This window comes from Candidatus Phytoplasma solani (assembly GCF_041729705.1).
Lineage (GTDB): Bacteria > Bacillota_I > Bacilli_A > Acholeplasmatales > Acholeplasmataceae > Phytoplasma > Phytoplasma solani.
In genome coordinates, this window is the sequence record NZ_CP103788.1 from 136,210 (window position 1) to 157,630 (window position 21,421).

Here is a 21,421-nt window from a genome sequence, read left to right on the forward strand (position 1 = left end):
ATTATTTAAATATATTAAAATTTGGTTCAAAAAGAGGTAAAGATACAATATGCTAACAAGATTAAAGACCATTTATCAAAAATATGAAACCTGGCAATCTCTTTTGTTACAAAATCAAAGTGTTGCTAATAAAATTGAAATTTTAAAAAATTTAAGCAAATTAGAACCAATTGTAGATCTTTATCGGAAATATTTAGTTGTAGAAAAACAATTAACACAAATAGAAGTTGTTTTAAACCAAAATCAAACAGATGATAAAGAAATGTTAGAGTTAGTTCAACAAGAAAAAGATCTCCTTGTTTGCCAAAAAAAAGATATTTGGGATCAATTGCGTATTTTATTGCTTCCACAAGATTCGCGAGATAAAAAAAACGTGATTTTGGAAATCAAAGGCGCTGTGGGAGGCAACGAAGCTAATCTTTTTGCTGCTGATTTGCTAAGAACTTATGTTAAATACGCCGAAAGTAAAAAATGGAAAGTAGAAATCCTTAATTTACATCCCAGCGTTAAAGGGGGGATATCTTCGGTCGAATTATTAATTTCTGGTCAAAATATTTATTCTTTTTTAAAATACGAATCAGGAGTTCATCGAGTCCAACGAGTGCCTGTTACTGAAGTGCAAGGACGCATTCATACTTCAACTGCGATTGTTTTAGTTATTCCTGAAGCCGAAGAACTAGAAATTAAAATTGATTGGAACGATATCAGAGTTGATACTTTTAATTCGAGCGGACCAGGCGGACAATCCGTTAATACCACCAAATCAGCCGTTAGGCTTTCTCATTTACCTTCAGGTGTTAGTGTTGCCTGCCAAGAAGGAAAGAGTCAACACGAAAACAAAGAAAAAGCTTTCACCTTGCTTAAATCCCGTATTTATAATCAAATACTATCTGCCCAACAAGCAGAACAAACCAAACATCGTAAATCTTTGATCGGCACAGGCGACCGGAGTGAAAAAATTAGAACTTATAATTATCCTCAAAACCGAATAACAGATCATCGTATTGGCTTGACCTTGCAAAAATTAGATATCATCATGGAAGGTAAATTAGATTTATTGATTGAACCTTTAAATGATGCCGCTCAAAAAGAAAAATTAACTCAATATGAATAAAGAATGGGCATTAAAAACTAACTCAAACAACATCATTATTTTTCCCACAGATACAGTTTATGGCATGGGGGTGCCAATATATGATGAAGTTGGTTTGCAATTGATTTATCAAATCAAAAAAAGACCTCACAATAAAGCGATTGTAGTTTTGTGTGCAAATTTAGAGCAAGCTAAATTGTTGGTAGAATTTAACAAAACTATCTATAAATTAGCTTCATTTTTTTGGCCTGGTCCTTTGACTTTGATTTTGAAAACTACAACTAGTTATTTTCAAAAAACAGGTAAGATAAGTTTAGGCATAAGAATCCCTAAACATCCTTTAGCTTTGAAACTTTTAAATAAATATGGCCCTTTACAAACTACTTCTGTAAATATTAACGGAAAGCCTCCTTTAAACGATTACAATACAATTTATCAAATATATCATCAAAAAGTGAAATTGATTTATCCTAATGACTGTTTAATTTCTACAGTATCTTCTACCATTGTAGATGCTACCAATTCTAAATTAGTTATTTTAAGGCAAGGAACAATCACTCAAGCTGAAGTTCAAAAAATTATCCAATCTTGATTATAATAGATTTTGATCTTGTAAAATGTTATTTTTTCCTAAAAAAAACAATTCTAAACCGATATTTAAGTTGATAACTCCTGTTTTGGCTTGATATTCTAATTCGATTAAAGCTAAAAAACAATTTTTTAAATCTTGATGCGCTTGTAAAGTTTTAGCTTCTTTGTTTAAAATAAACGCTTTGGCAGGGGAACATTTTAAAATTTGGGCTAATTTTGTTTGGTTGTTGGTTGCATTTGTAATATCTTTAACCAATAATAAATCTTTGATTTGGTTAATTAATTGATACATGATTTGAAAATCACTGACTTTTTGTGCTTTTAATTTTTGGTATAATTCATAAGTTTCAATTCGATCGTTATTTAAAAAAAAATGAATCAAAGTAAAAATATTATCTTCTTTGTTAAAAACACTTAATTTTTTGACCAATTGATAAGTTATTGTTTTGTCTTCTAATTGACATAATTTTAATTTTTGTATTTCTTGTTCTAAAAAATAAAGATTATAGCCTGTTTGTTTGATTAAATATAAAATAGCTTTTTTTTCAATTTGAAAGCCATCTTTTTCAAATTTTTTTAGAACATAATCAAAAAAATCTTTTTTTTCTAAAAAAGCTATGGTTTGGCAATGACAATATTTTTGAAATAATTTGTTAGTTTGAGCGTTGTAAAAGTTTTTTTCTGCAAAAAAATATAAAGAAATTTCTGGATGAGGCTTTTGAAAATAAGATTTTAAAAACGCTATTTCTTCACTTTTGGCTTGCAACAATATCTCACTATAATCTACAACGATGATTTTATGCATTGTTGAACTAATCAAAGAAGAGGTTTGCAATTCTTTGGCTAAATTTGAGTAAAGATCTTTTTTCATTTGATAATAAATAACATCGTAAGATTTTTTTTGACTATCATTAATTAATTTTTTTATTTTTTTTTCTAAAAAAAACCTTTGTTTTCCTAAAATCAAATATATTTTCTGATCTAACATTTAATAAACCTCTTTTCTCAAGTTATTATCTATTAATTATTTTATCAAATAAGATAACAAAAACATAAAGTATTAAAATAAGTTGATAAATAAAAAACCATTTTATCAACCAAAAGGAAGCAACAATATGATTAAAAAAGCCACTTTTATTCGCAGTATTACTGACATCAAAGATGCTCCTTTAGAAAGCTATCCTGAAATCATTTTGATGGGCAGAAGCAATGTTGGCAAAAGCACTTTTATTAACGCTTTAACACAAAGAAAAAAATTGGCTAAAACCTCTCAAACACCAGGCAAAACTCTTACTTTGAATTATTATAATATTAACAATGAATTTTATTTAATTGATACACCAGGTTATGGTTATACCAAAGCTAGTAAAACCATTCAACAGCGATTATTACCCATGATTGTAGCTTTTTTGGAAAATAGTAACAATTTAAAAGCTATTTTTCAATTGATTGATTTTAAAGTGGGCGCTACCAAAGAAGACGATAGTATTCATCAATCCCTTTTAGAAGCTAAGTTTGAAGTTATTTTAATTTTTGTTAAAAAAAATAAAGTCAAAAAAACTTTACAACAGGCACAATTAAAGAAATTAATGCACCATTTTTCTCATATCAAGCATTTTTTTTTAGTATCTTCAATCAAACAAGAAGGGATGCAAGATTTAAAAAATTTTCTTGCTTTTTTAATGAAAAAAGACACTGATTCTAATTGATCGTTTTTAGTAAATATGGTTATCATTGTAATTATTTACTAAAATAAAACAAAATAAAATATTTTTAAATAAAACAACTAAAACAAGGGATAATTTTTATGCAAAAGAAATATGATTTTAAAGAAGTTGAAAAACAAAAGTATCAAACGTGGTTAAAAAAAAAATATTTTTCATCTGTGAACAACAACAATCCTAAAACCTTTACTGTTGTTATTCCGCCACCCAATGTTACAGGAAAACTGCATTTAGGACACGCTTGGAATAACACCATTCAAGATATTATTATACGTTTTAAAAAAATGCAAGGTTTTGATGTTCTTTTTTTGCCGGGCATGGATCATGCAGGTATTGCTACCCAAAATAAAGTCAAAGAACACTTAAAACAAGAAGGGCTTTTAAATAATAATTTAGATAAAGACACTTTTTTAAAATATGCTTGGCAATGGAAAGAAAAATATGCTAAAAATATTAGAGATCAGTGGCAAGCTTTAGGATTACATTTAGATTATAATTTTGAAAAATTTACCCTTGATTCTGATTTAAGCAAAACAGTTCAAGATGTTTTTATTAAGTTATATCATCAAGGACTTATTTATCGTGATTATAAAATTATTAATTGGGATCCAGAAACTAAGACAGCTTTGTCTAATGTAGAGGTCAATTATCAAGAAACAGAAGGCAAATTATATTATTTAAAATATTTTTTAGTTCCTTCTTTGGATTCATTTTTACAAGATCAAAAAAATAATTTTTTAGAAGTTGCCACTACCAGACCTGAAACGATGTTTGCTGACCAAGCTTTAATGGTGCATCCAGATGATAAACGTTATCAAACTTTTATCGGAAAAAAAGTGTTTATTCCTGAAACTAACATTCAAATTCCTATTATCAGTGATGCTTACGTAGACCCTCAATTTGGCACTGGTGTTGTCAAAGTTACTCCGGGACATGATGCAAATGACTTTGAAGTGGGACAAAGACATCAATTATTATCTTTACTTTGTATGAAAGAAGATGGCACTATGAACGAATTAGCCCAACAATACCAAGGGTTAAATCGTTTTGTTTGCCGTCAAAATCTAATCCATGATTTAAAACAAAAACAAATTATTACCAAAATCAAAAATCACTTACATCAAATAGGTTATTCTAGCATATCAGGAGCAATTATTGAGCCAAAACTTTCTTTACAATGGTTTTTAAAAACTAAAGATATTGCTCAGGAAGCTTTAAAAAGTAATAAAATAAATTTTTATCCTCAACGTTTTTTAAATATTTTTAATAATTGGTTAAAAAACATTGAAGATTGGTGTATTTCGCGTCAGTTATGGTGGGGTCATTCCATTCCTGTTTGGTATAAAGGAAAAGAAATCAAAGTCCAAATTAATAGTCCTGGAGCAGGTTGGAGCCCTGATAGTGATGTATTAGACACTTGGTTTTCTTCAGCTTTATGGCCTTTTAGTACTTTAGGTTGGCCAAACGAAACTCCTTTTTTTCACAAACGTTTTCCGGTTGATGTGTTAGTGACAGGGTATGATATTTTAACGTTTTGGGTTTCAAAAATGGTTTTTCAAAGTGTTTTATTAACTCAAAAAGATCCTTTTAAAGACGTCTTATTGCATGGCCTAGTTAGAGATAGTCAAGGACAAAAAATGTCTAAATCAAAAGGTAACGGTGTTGATCCTTTGGATGTGATTGATCAATTCGGCTGCGATTCTTTGCGTTGGTTTTTAACTACTAGTGCCGCTCCTGGATTTGATTTATTTTATGATGAAAGTAAAGTCAAAGCGGCTTGGAATTTTATTAATAAATTATGGAATATTAGCCGTTTTATTAAACTAAACACTAATACATTAGAAACTAATTTTAATGTTGATAAGTTATCCTTGCATCAAGCAGCTCTTTTAACTCAATTATCTGCGGTTATGACAAAAATTAATAATTTATATCCCAAATACGAATTAAAAGAAATTGGGCAAATTTTATATCATTTTGTTTGGGAAGATTTTGCCAATTGGCATTTAGAAATTGCGAAATATGATTTAAATAAGGACTCTAAACAACAAAATACACAAAAATTTTTAATTTATGTGATAAAATATATTTTACAACTACTTCACCCTTTTATTCCTTTTGTCACTGATACTTTATATCAAATCTTTGATAACAAAAAAAATATAACTCAAACTTTATTATCAGAAATTAATTATTTAAATATACAAGATTTGCAAGAATTTGAAGAATTAAAAAGCTTAATTGTCAAAATGCGTCATTTTAGAAATGAATACAAATTAGATAATCAAACTTTATTAGACGTTGAGCTAGAAGTAGCTTCTGACAAAAAGAAAAAATGGCTTGATTTAGACATTGTGTTAAAAAAAATGTTGAAAGCTAATTGTTTTAATATAACTGATAAAGTAACAAATACTTGTAAAACAATTTTATTTATAGGCAAAAAAATAAATCTTTATATTGATCAAAAAGTCTTGCAAAATTTAAATAAAAATCAAAAAAATAAATTAGATTCTAATTTTTTAAAACAAAAAAACATTCTTTTAGCAGAAATTAAAAGAAGTGAAACTATTTTAAACAATCCATTATTTTTAACTAAAGCTTCACTGCAAAAAATTGCTATTGAAAAAAATAAATATCAATCTTATCTTCAACAATATCAAAAATTATTAGAAAAGACAAAATCTTAATAAATTAAGAAAAAGAAAAAAATGAAAAAAACTATTTCTGTTAAACAAACTGTTACTATTGCTATTGGTGCTGCTGTTTATGTGATTTTAAGTTGTTTTGCTTCCATTCCTTTAGGACCTAATGTCGTTTTAGAAACTTCTTCGCCTTTTTTAGCTTTTATATCGGTTTTATTTGGTCCTATAGTTGGTTTTTATGTGGGTTTTTTAGGTCATATTATTAAAGATTTTTTGCTTTTTGGTAATGTTTATTTTAATTGGGTTATTTTTTCTGGCATTCTTGGTTTTCTTTATGGTTTGACTCAAAAAACAATTAATTTAAAATACCAAATTTTTAATCGTAAAAAAATTTTTGCTTTTTGGTTATATCAAGCATTTGTTAATTTTTTGCTTTTTGGTTTCATTGCTCCTATTTCTGATTTATGGATTTATGCACAACCTAAAGAGTTAGTTTTTTTGCAAGGTTTTTTAGTTGCTATTTCTAATGTTATTTCTTATAGTTTTTTTGGTGTTTTGTTAATGTTTAAGTATTCTAATAATTATGCCAAAAAAGAAACTTTAAGCTCATAATTTTTTTGTTAATCAAAACTAATGACAAAAAAATAATACGAAAAATTAATTTGTGTTATTTATTAATTAATTTTTGTTAATGTTTTAAAACATATAAAAAAAGGGAATTTATGAAAAAACCATTAATTATTTTTCAAGATTTTAGTTTTCAATATTATAGTCAAAAAACAACTACCTTAACTAATCTTAATATTACTATTTACGAAGGGCAAAAAGTTTTAATTATTGGCAAAAATGGTAGCGGTAAATCAACTTTTCTCAAATGCATCAACGGCTTAATTCCACATAGTTATCCTGGCAAAATTACAGGAAGTGCAACAATTGCAAATAAGAATTTAGTAAAAACGAGTATTTTTGATTTATCTTTGGAAGTTGCTACTGTCATGCAAGATACAGATAATCAATTTGTGGGAGCAACTGTTGCAGAAGATATTGCTTTTGCTTTAGAAAATGATGCTATCTTGTCTTCAGAAATACATCAACAAGTTAACCAATGGGCAAAAAAATTAAATTTAGAGACATTTTTAGCAGACAGGCCACAATCATTATCAGAAGGCATTAAGCAATTAGTAGCCATGGCTGGTGTTTTGATTTATAACCCTTCTATTTTGTTATTTGATGAATCTTTATCTAATCTAGATCCTAAAATACGTAGCCACATTATGACCTTAATTAAACAATTGCATCAAGAAAACAAAAACACCATTTTAATGATTGAACATCATTTAGACGATATATTAGATGATTCTTTTGACCGGGTAATAGTTTTTGATAAGGGCAGAATAATTGCTGATATGACTGGTGAACAAATTATTACGACTAAAACATTAATTCAACAAGGCATACAAGAACCAACTTATATTAATGCTTTAAGATGTGCTAATATTAATAATTTATCAACTATTGACCATTTATTAAATTTAGAGCAAATTTCGAGCAAATATTTGACCAAAGAATTAGAGCCCTTTGCTAATTTACCATTAAAAACACCATCTATTAAAACGCCTTTTTTAGAAGAGCAACCCAAATTATTGGAATTAAGAAATATTGTATATCAAAACCCCTATTCTAACTACAACCACCATCTTTTAGATGATCTTTCTTTAACTTTGTCCGCGGGGCAGATGGTTAGTATTATTGGTGCAAACGGTTCGGGTAAATCAACTTTAGGAAAAATTATAGCTGGCTTATTAACTCCTCAAAAAGGGATCATCAAATGGCCAGAAAAACATGTTAACAAATCATTATCAGATAAATTAACCCCTCAAGTTGCTTTTGTTACCCAAAACCCACATCATATGCTTTCCCAAAAAACTGTTTTTGAAGAAGTGGCTTTAGGTTTACGTTGGCAAAAACTTTCGCATTTAGAAATAACTAAACGGATTATGCCAATTTTAGAAATTTGTAGTTTAACTGCTTTAGCTGATTGGACTGTCTATGCCCTTAGTTTTGGACAAAAAAAAAGACTTGCCATTGCTTCTGTTTTAGTGTTGCAACCACAAATCATTATTTTAGATGATCCAACCGCAGGACAAGATTTTTATCATTATACTAAAGTAATGTTATTTTTACAAAAATTAAATCAAACAGGGACAACTGTAGTTATCATCACTCACGATACTTCATTAATTTTGAAATACACTCCAAAAACATTAGTTTTATCACAAGGAAAAATTATTGCCCAAGGTGATCCAGTCTCGATTTTAACCGATAATTTATTGATGCAAAAAGCCGAATTAAAAGCACTTAGTCTTGTTACTATGATTAATCAAACTCACTTAAAATCACTGCAAAAAATTAATTTTATCCGATGGATAATAGAATTTAATAAGGAGCATTGTTTCAAATGAATCAAAATTTTATTTTTGGCTCTCAAAAGCAAACTACTTTTATTCATCAAATCCAAGGTGCAACAAAATTATTTTTTTTGCTTTTGACCTCCATTGCCTGTATGGTAGTTTATCATGTTTGGTTTTTATTATTAATTGCTTTTTTATCTTTGCTTTTGCTTTTCTTTTCTCAAATTAAATGGAATCAAGTTTCTGGGGTTTTAAAAGGTTTCTTCTTTTATTTATTAATTAATAATTTTATTATTTTTTTCTTTTTTCCAAAACATGGTGCTGTTTTATATAATTCTTACACTCCTCTTTTTAAAAGTTCCATTATTATTATCACTAGAGAACAACTCTTTTATCAATTAAATTTAATTTTAAAGTATTTTTGCATTATTCCTTTGTTTTTAATTTTTATTTTAACTACTAATCCTAGTGAATTAGCATCTAGTTTAAATAAATGGGGTGTTAGTTATAAAATCAGTTATGCTTTAGCTTTGACTATTCGTTATATTCCTGAAATACAAATGGATTTTAACAATATTAAGGCATTCCAACAAGCACGCGTTTTGACGAGTCTTAAAAAAAAGAATTTTATAGTTAAAATGTGCCAAAAAATCAAAAAAATAGCTCAAGTGATTGTGCCTTTGATTTTTTTAAATTTAGAAAAAATTGATACTATTGCTAATGCTTTAGAATTAAGACGTTTTGGTAAAAACAAAAAAAGAACTTGGTATTATCAAACATTTTTTCGTTTTGGTGATTCTTTAACTCTCATCTTAGGATTAACTTTGTTATTACTAAGTATTTATTTGCTAAACATTCATGGCAGATTTTATTATCCTTTTTAAATAAACAAAACCCCCCTTTTCAATAGTTGGGGGGCTTTATTTTTATAGTTAAATTATTTACAAATAATATTGACCTTTTTTAAGGTTTTGATAATCGATAATAAGGAAAATTATGACACATATCAAAGTCCAAAATCCAAAAAGATAAATTTTAACTAGATAAATCTTAAAAAACTGATTAGGGATAATGTCTATTTTGGGAAAAATGATGAAAGGAAATTCTTGTGGGCAAAAATTCATAATATCTCGCTTGGAACAAACATTAATCAATTCTCCTTGTGAGTTAAAAATAAACCAATTATTATAATGTGGATTTGAATAAGGGTCTAAACTTTCTTTTAAAAAGGTGGTATCTACCATGATTTTATGTTGTTCTGCGTTCATTTCATTTGCGAGATGACTTTGAAAAATATGCGGAGTCAAGGCTTGATCAGAAACATCATTACAATCGCTAATTAAATAAAGAGTTTCTCCTAACAAAAGGTCAGCATTTAATCTTTGTTGTGCTACTTGATAATCTTTGTCAGAAATAAAAGTAATTTGGTTAAAGAGGTTAAGGGGGGTTGTGACATATTGATAAGTGCCTTTTTCATCTTGCAAACCATAAGGAGTTTTAATGGTGATTTTGATTTTTGAACTAACGATATTATCGATAAAGTTAGTAAAATCATCGTTATTTTGTTGCAATAGTACGGTATATAAAAAACGATTTTCATCTTGTCGAGTTTTATCAATTATAACTCCTAAATTTGTTGTTTGATCGCTTTGACACAAAACTAAAGTTTGTAAGATTTCTTGCTTAATAACAGCATTAATGTCTTTTTTGTCAGTTAATTTTATGTTTTTTTGTTCTAAAACTTTTTCTTGCTTGGTTAAAAAGTTAACATAAGAAAAATCTTGGATCTTAAACAGGAAAAACAATTTACTAATATTTTCTTTTTTGATATTAATAGTTTCTGAATAAGTTGTTTTATGGGGGTCTTTTTTGGCAAAAAGTTGACTAGTTAACGCATAAATTTCTGTTTTTTTATCATATTCCCAACTTATTTCTAAGCGATCATAATTGTCAAAATTACAAGTGACAAATTGCAACGATTCTAATCCGTGCAGTTGGATGGTTAAAAGTTTGTTTTCTTGTGTCCCTCTTTTAAAGATAATTGGTTTTTTTCCTGAAAGAAAGAGATCTTCTAAAGTGATTTGAATGTTTATGTCTTCTTTTGTTTGTGATGTTGATAGTGCTTCTTGCAAACTTGTAATTTTGGTTTTAGTAATAAAATTGTCTTGTTCGGGCGAATTAAGAGCAATCAAACGACGATATGGAAAAGATTCTTTTTGTTTTTCTTCTAATATAGCATAAAATTGTTTTTTGATGTAATTGATATTAATAGATTGAGATATCCGCACGTCTTTATAATAGCTTTTATTCATTCCGATTAGTTGTCCTTGTGCATCAAAAAGAGGACCACCGCTATTACCTGGGTCTAAAGTCATATCAGAATTAATTTCTCTTTCGTTAAAATAAGAAATAATCCCTTGTTTGAATAAGTTTTTTTTATATTGAGGACGTTGTGTAAGAGGCAAATTGAAATACCATTCAATAAAAGAAACAGTTTGTCTTGTTTCTTGCAACCCTTTTTGACAACCTAAAGCATACACTATATTTCCTTGTGTAATAGGTATTTCTTTTTTATTGTTCTCAAAATTCACATATTTCTGAATGCTTTGATCGATGGCTTGTGTATTTATTTCTTCATTAATTTGAAAAGTTAAAATAGCGATATCATCATATTCGCGATCATTATCAATAAAGGCATAAAGTTGAGCTTTGATGGCGTTCATCCCTATTGCTTTGTTTTCTAGGGCGATTGATTTGGTATTTGGTTCAATTTGTGATTTAGAAAAGTAAGTTTTTATTACATGACGATTAGTCAAAACATAATATTGGTTTTTTTCTTTTTGGATAATAATGCCGGTACCTAAACTATAACCAGTATCTACTAAGACTGTTATTTGATTTAAGTTTTTGATTAATGTTTTAAAATCTTGCTTATCTTCTGCATCTTCGGTGATCGAAACTTTTTGAGTTTGAATTACTGGTTCTAAGCCGGAAGTAATAGTTAAAGGATGAATCATTTTCACATATTTAATCCCTTTTTCATTTTTATTTTGAGCAGGAATTAAAAAACCGACTACCTGACCTTTTTCGGTAAAAAAAATAGTTTGTTGATTGAAGGAGTTGGCGCGACTAGAAACAGGTATTTGATTGTTTTGATTATCCAAGGAAACATTTTCACTAATATAGCTTTCTTGAAAAGCTATTTCTTCTGATTGCAAGATGGCAAAAGAATACAAAATTTGTCCTTGATAATATTGATTGCTGGTTTTGTCATTTAAAGAAATAGTTTGATAATCAGCTTTTGACTTAAATTCAATAATATCAAATTCTTTTAAATCAAGATTTTGAATTATTACCCCTTTTTCATAGTTATTTGATGTTTTAATCATAATGTCATTATTTTGGGTTGATGTGTTTGTTTTAGGGGTTAAAATCCAATATTTTTTTTTAGTATTGTTAGGTATTTTTTGTTTTCCGATAATAACTCCTAAAGCTTTTTTATGCTCAGATGTTTGCAAAAGACATAACTGTTTTTTGCTTTGTGTAATTTGGTCTGATTTTTTTTGTTGCTGGAGTTGTAACTCTTTTTTTGCTTTTCTTTTGTTTCGCTCAAAAGTATTTGTTTGTTGGTTAATTGCTTCTTCTTTTTCTTGAACATCGTTTAAAGTGCTTCCGAGATTTTTAATTGGCAAAACGTTGTGGTGAGTATGAGTTTTTTGTTGATAATTTTGTAATTGAATCAAACCGATGGCAAAAAAAACACAAATACCAAAAAAAAGAATAAATTTGCGATAATAACTAATTCTTTTCAATTAAATTTATACTCTTTTCTTTTTATTTTTGAACATAATAAAAACTTTTTTGTTTTTTAATATTTTCTTTCATTAATATTTTACCTTAAAATCTTATTTAATGATCTTATAAAAAATAGCACTCAATAGTTGACAGTGCCAATTTTTTTTGTTAAAATAAGATTGAGCTTAAAGAAAATCTTTAAGTTTAGTAAAATAAAATGTTTTTAGAAATTTTTTATTTCAAAGTATAATAAAGGAGTGTATAAGAATGTTATTTAATTTAATTAATCAAGAAAAAGATTTATTTGATGATTTATTTTTTGAAACTAAATCTATTATGAAAACTGATGTGCAAGAAAAAGACAATCAATATTTAATAACTATTGAATTACCAGGTTTTAAAAAAGAAGATGTTAAAGTTGCTTTACAAAAAGGCTATTTAATAGTTGAAGCTAAAACCGCTCAAGAAAACGAAGAAAAAGAAAATAATTTTTTAAGAAAAGAACGATTACAAGGACTTTTTAGACGTAATTTTTATTTAGGAGAAGGTTTTACTTTAGAAGATGTTAAAGGAACTTTAGAAGAAGGGTTATTAAAATTAGCTATTACTAAAAAAGAAAAAAAAGAAATTGAAGAAAAACGTTATTTAGAATTAAAATAATCATCAATATATGTAAAAAGACTAACTTTTTGAAAGTTAGTCTTTTTTGTTTTTGGACAAAAATATAATTTAAAATAAAAAAAACCAACTTATAATATATAAGCTAGTTTTGGGTTTAACGGTTTTAATCTTTTTTATTGATGATTACAGTTTTGTTTTGGAAACGAACATTAGATTTATTTTTGAATTGATACAAAAAACGACTTGCCACTTCAAAAATAGTTTCATGAGTTAAATGCTTAATATTGCCAATATTTTTACTATAAATTTGGAATTCTTCTTTTAACAGTTTAATTAATGCTGGTGGGTTAATGTTGTCTTTTTTGCCAAGATTGATTACAACTTCAACAAAATCACTTCTACTATAAGAGCTCGCTTTAGAATCATGAAAGCGGGAATTACTAAAACGTGGTTCGTAGAAACGACTTTCTCCAAATCTTCTAGGAACAAAAGAGTTATTGCTAAAACTTACTCTTGGTGGAAAAATATCAGAATAATTTCTTTCTTTTGGTGAAATATGTGTTAATAACCCTTGAATAATTTGTTCAGCAGAAAATTTTTGCAATAATTCTTCGATAATAGGATAATTAATGCTTTCTTGAGTATTTTTTTCAACGATATCTAAGATTTTTTTTTCAAAATTTTTTAAAATTTGTTTTTTAATGCCATCTACAGAAGGGATATCTAGCAAATTAATTTTTTCTTTCAAATAATATTCTAATTTTTTTAGTTGACTCATTTTTCTAGGGCTGATCAAGCTATAAGCTAAACCTTTTTTGCCAGCGCGTCCAGTTCTTCCGATTCTGTGCACATAAACTTCATCTTCGTGAGGCAAATCATAGTTAATAACCATTTTAATATCAGAAATATCTATTCCTCTAGCGGCCACATCAGTTGCAATTAAAATTTGAATTTTGCCTTTGCGGAAGTTATTCATCACATATTGTCTTTGGTTTTGTTTTAAATCTCCGTGCACAGCATCTGCTAAAAAGCCTTTGTCTTGCAAATAAGCAGTGATTTCATCAACATCTTTTTTAGTATTAGCAAATAAAATAGCAGAATGATCTTTTTTTAAATCTAATAAGCGGACTAATAATTTATTTTTGTCAACTTCCTTTACTAAGAAATAAAATTGTTCAATCGCGTTAACAGCAATATTTTGAACAGGAACTTTTAAAATTTTAGTGTCTTTTTGATATTTACTAGCTATTTTTTTGATAAAAGGCGGTAAAGTAGCGGAAAATAAAACTGTTTGTCTTTCTGCAGGAATTTGTTTTAAAATGGTTTCTAAAGCTTCTTGAAAGCCCATTTTTAACATTTCATCAGCTTCATCTAAAGTTAAAATTTTTAAAGCAGATAAATCAATTTTGCCTCTTTCTATATGATCAATTGCTCTTCCGGGAGTAGCAATGATTAAATGTGGTCTATTTTCTAAGGCTCTGAATTGTTTAGTGTAAGATTCGCCCCCAAAGACAACAGCAATTCTAATTTCTGGATAAAAACGGAGCAATTTTTTTAATTCTTCGTATACTTGTAAAGTTAATTCACGAGTCGGACATAAAATTAAACTTTGAGTTTTAGCTAGTTTATGATCGATTTTTTCAATAATGGGGATTCCAAAAGCAAACGTTTTCCCGGTTCCTGTTTGGGCTTGTCCAATGACGTCACGTCCTTGAATAATTTCTGGAATCACTAAGGCTTGGATCGGGGTTGCTTCGATAAAATTAAGTTCTCTTAAAGCTTTTTTGGTTTGTTCCAAAATAGGTAATTGTTCAAATAAAGTATTCATAATTTCCTCATTTCTTTCTTTTTTTGATTTTTTAAAAATCATATAATTTATACAAGTAAAAATATAAAATGTTTTGCGAAAAAACACTTAAAAGTTATTTTAAGAACTTTTAATCGCCAGATAAGATTGGTTAGATTTTATTAGTAATTTGTCAAGAATTTTCAAACAAGAAAGAATAATTATCTAAACAATTATTTTTAATTTGTTTTTAAAACGTTTTCTTGAGAATTAAAGAGTTATTTGAAGAAATATTTTTTCTCCAATAAACCTACATTTTGAACCAATTTTTGGTCTAAAACCATAAATAAATATTTTTTATATTTTTCTATTAATCGATATTTACTAAAAAATATTAGTTATTTTTAATTTATAAAACAATTTAGAAATTGGTAAAATAATTGCACTTTTTTTATAATAGTTTTTTTGATTTCAACATTTCATAATATTTCATAATTTTTTACTGTATCTTTAATATTATACTTTGAAAAGCGCAAAAACACAACCCTTTTTTTATCTTTTTAATTATTTTATTTCCTTTTTGGTATGTTTCTTTATCATTTGAAGTAATAATTTATCTTAGTGATTTGATTCTAATTAGTTTATTACATCCAAAAAGACTTAATAAAGTAAATATTTGAGCATAAAAGTTGCTATTTTATATTTTTTGATGTATAATAATTAATAAATAGTAGTTTTATTTTTTAAAATTACTATTATTTTTTGAGATTAACTAAAAAGATGGGAGGTGGAATTTCTTATTAAACAAAAAAAGATTGCCAAAAATGTTTCTAGTGGTATTTTCTTTATTAAATTAATTTCTTGCCATCTTATTTGTTTTAGGATCGATTTTTATTAAAAAAAATTCAAAAATATAAAGGAGCATTCAATGCCTGTTCGTGGTACTTCTACTACAACTACCGTTCGTAAAAAAGCTACTGTCGCTAAAACACCTTCTCAAGACTCAAATGAAAACAAGATTCATCATTTAGTTAAATTATTGTTGTTAAATTTTTTTATTACCCCATTATTATTTTTTTTAACAGTTTTTTTATGTAATGAAACCATAAACATTTTAATATCTACTACAAAAAATACTGAGGGAAACACACTAATTTCTAATTCTATTTTTTTTGATTTCTTGTTTAAAACAGTTCGTTATGATGATGCTTTTAAATCTTTTGGTTTTTGTATTTTGTTTTATAGATGGTTTTTTTTGTTATATATGGTTTTTATTATTATTTTTAATATTACTAAAACTTTCAAAAATATTGCAAATAAAAATTAATAAAGAAGGGAGATAATGGTGTCTACAAATTTTAAATCGGAATTCCAAAAAATTAAATCGGAATTCCAAAAAAATAAAAGGTTTAAAAGATATGTAATTTGGCTACTAGTTGCATTAATATCTTTTGGATTACAATTTTTAGGATTTGGTATATTGTCTTTTGTTCAAAAATTTGAATCACATTTAATAATTAAATTTATTTTTCTTTTTCTGCTTCCGTTTGTAAGTTTTATAATATCATCACTAGTCTTTTTTTTCTCTTATTTCAAAAACTATGTTTCAAAGCAAAGAGAAGAATTAAAAAAAGAAATTCCTGAAATGATTAGAGAAATGCAAATTGCATACAGAAAAAGTAATATTGACAACGAAGAATTTCAAAATTATAAAAGATTATGTTTGGATTTAAATCAACTAGCAACACCGAAAGGAGAACTTATTATTGTAGAAATTATTAATTTAGATAACATTATAAAAGCTTTTGAAAACTTAATTGCTAAAATTAATAAATCAGTTGGTTCTCAAGAAGATCCAGAGCAAGTAATGAAACTACGACAAAAAAAAGAAGGAGAAATATTTGATAGAATTAGAAAAACAGAAGTATTAAAGAAAATAATAGATATTGAATGTATTAAAGAATGGTTGAGAAAATTAATAGACTTTTCTAAAAGAGAAATTGAAGAAATGAAAAATTCTTTAAAAAAAGAAATATTTATACCATTGATGCGGCATGATATCTTAGAAATATCTACAATTGAAGAATATTTAAAAACTGACAAGGCAAAAAGAGAAAACTTTTCTAACTTAACGAAAACCCTTTATGAGAAAAATTCACAAGATTTTTTTGGAATATTTTTTGAAGAAGGAAAATATGATGGGTTTTTAAAACAATTAAAAATTCATGTTCTTGATAAAATTCATTTAATTGATAAAAAATATGTATAATAAGTAGACTGATAAAAATACAATGACGTTCAAACGATAAAAATAAAATGATAGATAAAAAAACGAATACTAAAAACTATCTTAATGAAATACAAGTACATTCTAATAAAATAGAAGATGCTTTATTGTGTGTTTTAATAAATAAAAATTAGTTGCTTATTATGAGTCTTTAGTTGATAAATGCACATTTAAAAAAACACAAACTTGATTAAGATTAAAAAAAATTAAAAAAATAAAATGTTATAGAAATTCAAAAAATAATTTTTGATAATGTTGGAATGCAACTTATGGAAAAATTTTTTCAAGAAACATTATGGGGTAAACTAAAAATGACTAATATGATTAAAGATCGTAAAGATTGGAATATTAGTCGTCAAAGAACTTGGGGAGCGCCAATTCCTATTTTTTACTCCGAAAATAACCAGCCTATTTTAGATTTGCAATTAATCAATCATGTCGCTGATTTATTTGAAAAACATGGTATTGAAATTTGGTATGAGTGGGATTGTAAGCGACTTTTACCTCCTAATTATAACCACCCTGAAAGCCCAAATGGTATTTTTACAAAAGAACTTGATATTATGGATGTTTGGTTTGACTCAGGGACATCTTATAGCATTTTACCTCAAATTAAAGACGTTTATTTAGAAGGTACAGATCAATATCGAGGCTGGTTTAATTCTTCTTTAATTACTTCGGTTGCTGCCTTTCAAAAAGCCCCTTATAAAACAGTGATTACACATGGCTTTGTTTTTGATGGACAAGGTAAAAAAATGTCTAAATCTTTAGGTAATGTGATCGATCCTTTAGTAATTGCCTCCCAAAAAGGAGCCGATATTATTCGGTTGTGGGTTGCAAACACTAATTATAATTTGGATGTCCGAATTAATGCTTCTATTTTAAATCAAATCGAAGATATGTATCGTAAAATCAGAAATACCTTTCGTTTTATGCTTGGTAATTTAAATCTTTTTGATAAAAGTAAGCATTATCTTGCTTTTGAAAAACGAACCCCAATTCATCAAGCAGTGATAATGGATTTAGAAGAAGTGTTAAAACATGTAACACACGCTTATGAAACTTATAATTTTGAAGCCATTTTAAGACACTTATTCCCTTTTATCACCAATAAAATTAGTGCTTTTTACTTTGATTTTATCAAAGATATTTTATATATCGAAACACAAGATCATTTAGAAAGACGCATGATACAATCAACTATCTATGATTTGTTATTGGCGTTTTTACAAATTTTAACTCCCATTATTCCGCACACCACCTCAGAAGTTTATAGTTTTTGTTCTTTTTTTGACAAAGAAGATGTTTATTTAGAATCTATTCCGCAATTAAAAAATTATGACAACTCATCGATTTTATTAGAATATCATAATTTTTTATCTTTACGTAAAAATGTTTTGCAAGCTTTAGAGCAAGCTAGACAAAATAATATTATCAACGCTTCTTTGCAAGCCCACATCAACTTATCTTTAACTGAGGCACAAATGCATACTTTAGCTGTATTACAAATTAAAGAACAATTACATCAACTTTTTATTGTTTCAAAAGTGACCTTAACCCAAAAGGCAGTTTTTGCTGTAAAAGTAATAAAAACAGAAGGTTTTGCTTGTAAACGTTGCTGGAATGTAATAATTGATGAACAACAACAAAATCTATGTCCACGTTGTCAAAGAATTTTACAACAAAAAAAGGAAACTATTTTAATTTATGAAAAACAAGAAAAAACTTGAAATCAATTATAAGCAAGAAATTAAAAAATTATTAATTATTTTTGCTTGTTTAATTGGTTATGACTTAATTAGCATTTGGGCTTTTAATTGTACCGGATCAAAAGCATATGAAACTGATCTTTATCCTGGCGGCATTCATGGTTTAGGTGATTTAATTGGTAAAATTTTAAACAAGGCAAATTATTTAGCAAACGATAATATTACTACTTTTGCGATGATTTTTTATCTCATTATTAATGTTTTGCTTCTTGGGTTTATCGCTTTTCGTTATTTAGATTCTTATTTTACAATTACAACCGCTGCTGCTGCATTATTCTTGCCTTTGATGGGAGTTTTTTTGCAATGGCAAGTTAAAGAAGGATTTTTAAGTGAAACTGAACGTTTTTTTTACATTTTTAAAACAGAAAGTAATTTTTTAAGTGATTCACTAAGAGCAATTTTTGCTGGTTTATTTACCGGAGTTTTTAATGGAATTGTTATTAAAATTGGTTCTTCGACCGGCGGAATTGATATTGTAGGTAAATATTTATTGGTTTATAAAAGAAAAAATATTGCTTCAGTGATTCAAATTTTTAGTTATATACTTGTTTTTATTGGTATTTGTGCTAGTTTTTACTTCTCGCCATCAAAAGACATTTATTCGCCTTTACAAGGAATTTTTTATGCTCTTTTAAGAATTCAATTAACTGTTTTGGTAATAGATTTAATGAACCCTATCAACTCAAAAAATAAAAAAAGGGTTTCGATTAAAAAAAACACAACCTTATAGTTGCAATTCCAATTATTTAACCTATTAAAGGCCCACCAAAAGGGCTGTTAGGTGTTTATTTTCAAGGCGGAAAATGTGAAGTTTGACCTTTGGTTGTGCTTGAAAACAATTGGGAAAAATGGGTGGCAAAGCCACTAAAATGTTTATTTTTGTGTTAAAACAAAAACCTAAAATACAATCTCAAAAAAGTTTTCTTTTTAGTTTAAATTATTATAGTATACATTTAAAGAGGAGTATTAGAATATTATGCAGTTTTCTATTGGACGTGTGATAAGTTTTATTTTTTTAAGTTTATTGTTTTTGATAATATGGCTTGTTGTGGTTGTGTGTATTTGTAATTCAACTCCTGAAATGTCTAAATTATACGAAAAAGTAGTAACTGAAGTGCAGAATCAAATAAGTAATCGTGTTTATGATGAAAAATTTCTTATAGATGCTGTTATAAAAGAACACGAGCTTCGTGTACAATTTTTTAAAAAAAATACCATCTATTTAATAATTTCTTTTTTAGCTTGTATTTTTGTTCCTGGTTATATTTGTTTTTCAGGTAAAAAAGAGCCAAAATTTGTCTTTACACAAGCACCTCCGTATCCACCACAAAATCCATATCCGTTACAATATCCACCAAGATATTAAGTTTAAATAAATATTTAACGATTTATTATTCAAAAATATAATAAAAATTGCACCAAAGTAATAAGATAATAATAAAAAGAAAGAATTAAAATATGGGTTTTTTAAGTAAATTATTTTTTAATAAAGAAAAAAAATATGATGAACAAAGAAGGCTTGTAAAAATAATACAATATTATAGCACAGGAGCATTAGCAAAAGTGCTTGATTTTAATCCTGAAACCGGCAACAAGATTAAATATACCGAATATAAGGATTGTTGTAGTTTAGATAAAGAAAGTTATAAAGTTAGAGAAACAATTTACTATTCTAACGGAAATATAAATTTTGTTATTGAATTTAAAAATGAAATACCGATTAAACAAATAATTTATAACAAAAATGGTAGTATCAAAGAAGTGAAAAACTTTTAATTTAGGTTTAAATTAATTTATAGTTAAAAAAACTAAATATAATTTTTATGATTTCAATATTTAAAAAAATTAATATAAGGATATAAAAAATAGAACAAAATAATAATTTAAATTCAAAAAAATTAGTTAGTGAAAATAAAATTAGTCTTAAACAAGTGGTTGCATTGCTTTTGGTTTTGACAATTTTATTCGGGTTGGCTGCTTTTACAAAATATAATAAAGTAGTTAAATATGATGCATGTTTTTATTTGTTTGGAGCAACAGCTATTACTAGTATTTTGTGTTGTTTGTGTATGGCGCCCAAGTTTTTTAAAAATAATACAACTTCAAAAGAAGTATTAGAATTTATTATGAATATAGATGATAATTTTAATAATCGTAAAATAACTATCGAAGAAGTTAGAAAAATATCTAAAAAAATGGATTAATTTGCTAATATCTTTCGAATGGATTAATTTAAAATATAAAATAATAAATATTGATAAAAATTATTTTTAGGTAGGATAATGGAATGATTTTAGAAAATTTTTTTATTAATATAAGAATAATAGTTGAGCGGTTTGATAAATATTTTTTCTATTACGTTTATAAAATACCTGGTTTGGAAAAAATTAATACTTTTTTCAGACAATATTTTTGGAATCATATTTTATTAGAAGAACATCAAGACATTGTCTCTAAAGTGTTTACTTTATGGTTGTGTTTGTTGTGTTATCCTTTTGTTGCTTCAATTTTCTTTTTTGTTTTGAAAGTATTTCATTATATTTTTTTAATCTTCAAACGTATATTTACCTAAAAAAATTTAAAAAGGGGTATGATTTATGTTAAAAGACAATGGTATAAGTCTAAGTATAAGTACAATCGTGAAATTTATTTTAAAAGTGCTTTTTTTGATGTTCTTTTTATTAGTTATTTTGAGCTATAAA

18 protein-coding genes are annotated in these 21,421 nt (G+C 26.8%); 15 read left to right on the forward strand and 3 right to left on the reverse strand.

All coding sequences use genetic code 11. From position 1 onward, the window contains the following. Positions 1-49: 49 nt before the first annotated feature. Positions 50-1,114 (forward strand): peptide chain release factor 1, encoded by a 1,065-nt coding sequence (gene prfA, locus psc1_RS00695; protein ID WP_023161395.1) that lies wholly within the window; start codon positions 50-52, stop codon positions 1,112-1,114. Further along, complete coding sequence (locus tag psc1_RS00700; RefSeq protein WP_023161394.1) at positions 1,107-1,685, forward strand: L-threonylcarbamoyladenylate synthase; 579 nt, start codon at positions 1,107-1,109, stop codon at positions 1,683-1,685. The genes prfA and psc1_RS00700 overlap by 8 nt, the downstream gene beginning before the upstream one ends. On the opposite strand, the gene holA is transcribed toward psc1_RS00700, so the two are convergent. Continuing rightward, positions 1,686-2,672, reverse strand: a complete 987-nt coding sequence (gene holA, locus psc1_RS00705) for a DNA polymerase III subunit delta (RefSeq protein ID WP_023161393.1) — start codon at positions 2,670-2,672, stop codon at positions 1,686-1,688. It lies immediately after the preceding gene. A gap of 127 nt (positions 2,673-2,799) precedes the next feature. On the opposite strand from holA, the gene yihA reads away from it, so the two are divergent. The 5 genes from yihA (at position 2,800) to psc1_RS00730 (ending at position 9,345) form a co-directional block, all read left to right on the forward strand. Then, positions 2,800-3,393, forward strand: a complete 594-nt coding sequence (yihA, locus tag psc1_RS00710; protein WP_023161392.1) for a ribosome biogenesis GTP-binding protein YihA/YsxC — start codon at positions 2,800-2,802, stop codon at positions 3,391-3,393. A gap of 98 nt (positions 3,394-3,491) precedes the next feature. After that, positions 3,492-6,095 (forward strand): valine--tRNA ligase, encoded by a 2,604-nt coding sequence (locus tag psc1_RS00715; protein WP_122225354.1) that lies wholly within the window; start codon positions 3,492-3,494, stop codon positions 6,093-6,095. Positions 6,096-6,116: 21 nt separating this feature from the next. Further along, positions 6,117-6,662 carry an ECF-type riboflavin transporter substrate-binding protein gene (locus tag psc1_RS00720; protein WP_023161390.1) on the forward strand — a complete coding sequence of 182 codons (546 nt, stop codon included), beginning with the start codon at positions 6,117-6,119 and terminating at the stop codon, positions 6,660-6,662. A gap of 110 nt (positions 6,663-6,772) precedes the next feature. Continuing rightward, positions 6,773-8,512: an ABC transporter ATP-binding protein gene (locus psc1_RS00725; protein ID WP_023161389.1), complete on the forward strand. Its 1,740-nt coding sequence runs from the start codon at positions 6,773-6,775 to the stop codon at positions 8,510-8,512. Further along, positions 8,509-9,345: an energy-coupling factor transporter transmembrane protein EcfT gene (locus psc1_RS00730; protein WP_373375677.1), complete on the forward strand. Its 837-nt coding sequence runs from the start codon at positions 8,509-8,511 to the stop codon at positions 9,343-9,345. Before psc1_RS00725 ends, psc1_RS00730 begins: the two co-directional genes overlap by 4 nt. Before the next feature lie 57 nt (positions 9,346-9,402). On the opposite strand, the gene psc1_RS00735 is transcribed toward psc1_RS00730, so the two are convergent. After that, complete coding sequence (locus psc1_RS00735; RefSeq protein ID WP_373375678.1) at positions 9,403-12,273, reverse strand: trypsin-like peptidase domain-containing protein; 2,871 nt, start codon at positions 12,271-12,273, stop codon at positions 9,403-9,405. Positions 12,274-12,523: 250 nt separating this feature from the next. Between psc1_RS00735 and psc1_RS00740 the strand changes: the two genes are divergently transcribed. Continuing rightward, positions 12,524-12,916, forward strand: coding sequence for an Hsp20 family protein (locus psc1_RS00740; protein ID WP_023161386.1), 393 nt, complete (start codon positions 12,524-12,526; stop codon positions 12,914-12,916). A gap of 124 nt (positions 12,917-13,040) precedes the next feature. Here psc1_RS00740 and psc1_RS00745 read toward each other — a convergent pair whose 3' ends face one another. After that, a complete protein-coding gene (locus psc1_RS00745) occupies positions 13,041-14,705 on the reverse strand; it encodes a DEAD/DEAH box helicase (RefSeq protein WP_122225357.1) in 1,665 nt (554 codons plus the stop codon). A gap of 886 nt (positions 14,706-15,591) precedes the next feature. Here psc1_RS00745 and psc1_RS00750 point away from each other — a divergent pair. The 7 genes from psc1_RS00750 (at position 15,592) to psc1_RS00780 (ending at position 20,923) form a co-directional block, all read left to right on the forward strand. Continuing rightward, positions 15,592-15,990, forward strand: coding sequence for a hypothetical protein (locus psc1_RS00750; protein WP_023161384.1), 399 nt, complete (start codon positions 15,592-15,594; stop codon positions 15,988-15,990). 18 nt (positions 15,991-16,008) lie between these two features. Next, the gene (locus psc1_RS00755) at positions 16,009-16,932 is read left to right on the forward strand and encodes a hypothetical protein (RefSeq protein WP_373375679.1); all 924 of its coding nucleotides are present in this window, start codon (positions 16,009-16,011) and stop codon (positions 16,930-16,932) included. A gap of 287 nt (positions 16,933-17,219) precedes the next feature. Beyond that, positions 17,220-18,680 (forward strand): class I tRNA ligase family protein, encoded by a 1,461-nt coding sequence (locus tag psc1_RS00760; protein ID WP_373400987.1) that lies wholly within the window; start codon positions 17,220-17,222, stop codon positions 18,678-18,680. Continuing rightward, positions 18,658-19,449 (forward strand): YitT family protein, encoded by a 792-nt coding sequence (locus psc1_RS00765; protein WP_373400988.1) that lies wholly within the window; start codon positions 18,658-18,660, stop codon positions 19,447-19,449. Before psc1_RS00760 ends, psc1_RS00765 begins: the two co-directional genes overlap by 23 nt. A gap of 246 nt (positions 19,450-19,695) precedes the next feature. Beyond that, on the forward strand, positions 19,696-20,085 hold the full coding sequence (locus psc1_RS00770; protein ID WP_373375683.1) for a hypothetical protein: 390 nt from the start codon (positions 19,696-19,698) through the stop codon (positions 20,083-20,085). A 92-nt stretch (positions 20,086-20,177) separates the two neighbouring features. After that, positions 20,178-20,495: a DUF2963 domain-containing protein gene (locus psc1_RS00775; protein WP_373375684.1), complete on the forward strand. Its 318-nt coding sequence runs from the start codon at positions 20,178-20,180 to the stop codon at positions 20,493-20,495. 176 nt (positions 20,496-20,671) lie between these two features. After that, positions 20,672-20,923, forward strand: coding sequence for a hypothetical protein (locus psc1_RS00780; protein WP_147442433.1), 252 nt, complete (start codon positions 20,672-20,674; stop codon positions 20,921-20,923). Positions 20,924-21,421: the final 498 nt, after the last annotated feature.

Excerpts from the sequence above, each read along its gene's own strand:
- psc1_RS00745 (WP_122225357.1), bottom strand. The coding sequence starts at position 14,705 with ATGAATACTTTATTTGAACAATTACCTATTTTGGAACAAACCAAAAAA.
- psc1_RS00730 (WP_373375677.1), top strand. The coding sequence starts at position 8,509 with ATGAATCAAAATTTTATTTTTGGCTCTCAAAAGCAAACTACTTTTATT.
- psc1_RS00765 (WP_373400988.1), top strand. The coding sequence starts at position 18,658 with ATGAAAAACAAGAAAAAACTTGAAATCAATTATAAGCAAGAAATTAAA.
- psc1_RS00725 (WP_023161389.1), top strand. The coding sequence starts at position 6,773 with ATGAAAAAACCATTAATTATTTTTCAAGATTTTAGTTTTCAATATTAT.
- psc1_RS00715 (WP_122225354.1), top strand. The coding sequence starts at position 3,492 with ATGCAAAAGAAATATGATTTTAAAGAAGTTGAAAAACAAAAGTATCAA.
- psc1_RS00740 (WP_023161386.1), top strand. The coding sequence starts at position 12,524 with ATGTTATTTAATTTAATTAATCAAGAAAAAGATTTATTTGATGATTTA.
- yihA (WP_023161392.1), top strand. The coding sequence starts at position 2,800 with ATGATTAAAAAAGCCACTTTTATTCGCAGTATTACTGACATCAAAGAT.
- holA (WP_023161393.1), bottom strand. The coding sequence starts at position 2,672 with ATGTTAGATCAGAAAATATATTTGATTTTAGGAAAACAAAGGTTTTTT.
- psc1_RS00775 (WP_373375684.1), top strand. The coding sequence starts at position 20,178 with ATGGGTTTTTTAAGTAAATTATTTTTTAATAAAGAAAAAAAATATGAT.
- psc1_RS00720 (WP_023161390.1), top strand. The coding sequence starts at position 6,117 with ATGAAAAAAACTATTTCTGTTAAACAAACTGTTACTATTGCTATTGGT.
- prfA (WP_023161395.1), top strand. The coding sequence starts at position 50 with ATGCTAACAAGATTAAAGACCATTTATCAAAAATATGAAACCTGGCAA.
- psc1_RS00770 (WP_373375683.1), top strand. The coding sequence starts at position 19,696 with ATGCAGTTTTCTATTGGACGTGTGATAAGTTTTATTTTTTTAAGTTTA.
- psc1_RS00750 (WP_023161384.1), top strand. The coding sequence starts at position 15,592 with ATGCCTGTTCGTGGTACTTCTACTACAACTACCGTTCGTAAAAAAGCT.
- psc1_RS00760 (WP_373400987.1), top strand. The coding sequence starts at position 17,220 with ATGGAAAAATTTTTTCAAGAAACATTATGGGGTAAACTAAAAATGACT.
- psc1_RS00700 (WP_023161394.1), top strand. The coding sequence starts at position 1,107 with ATGAATAAAGAATGGGCATTAAAAACTAACTCAAACAACATCATTATT.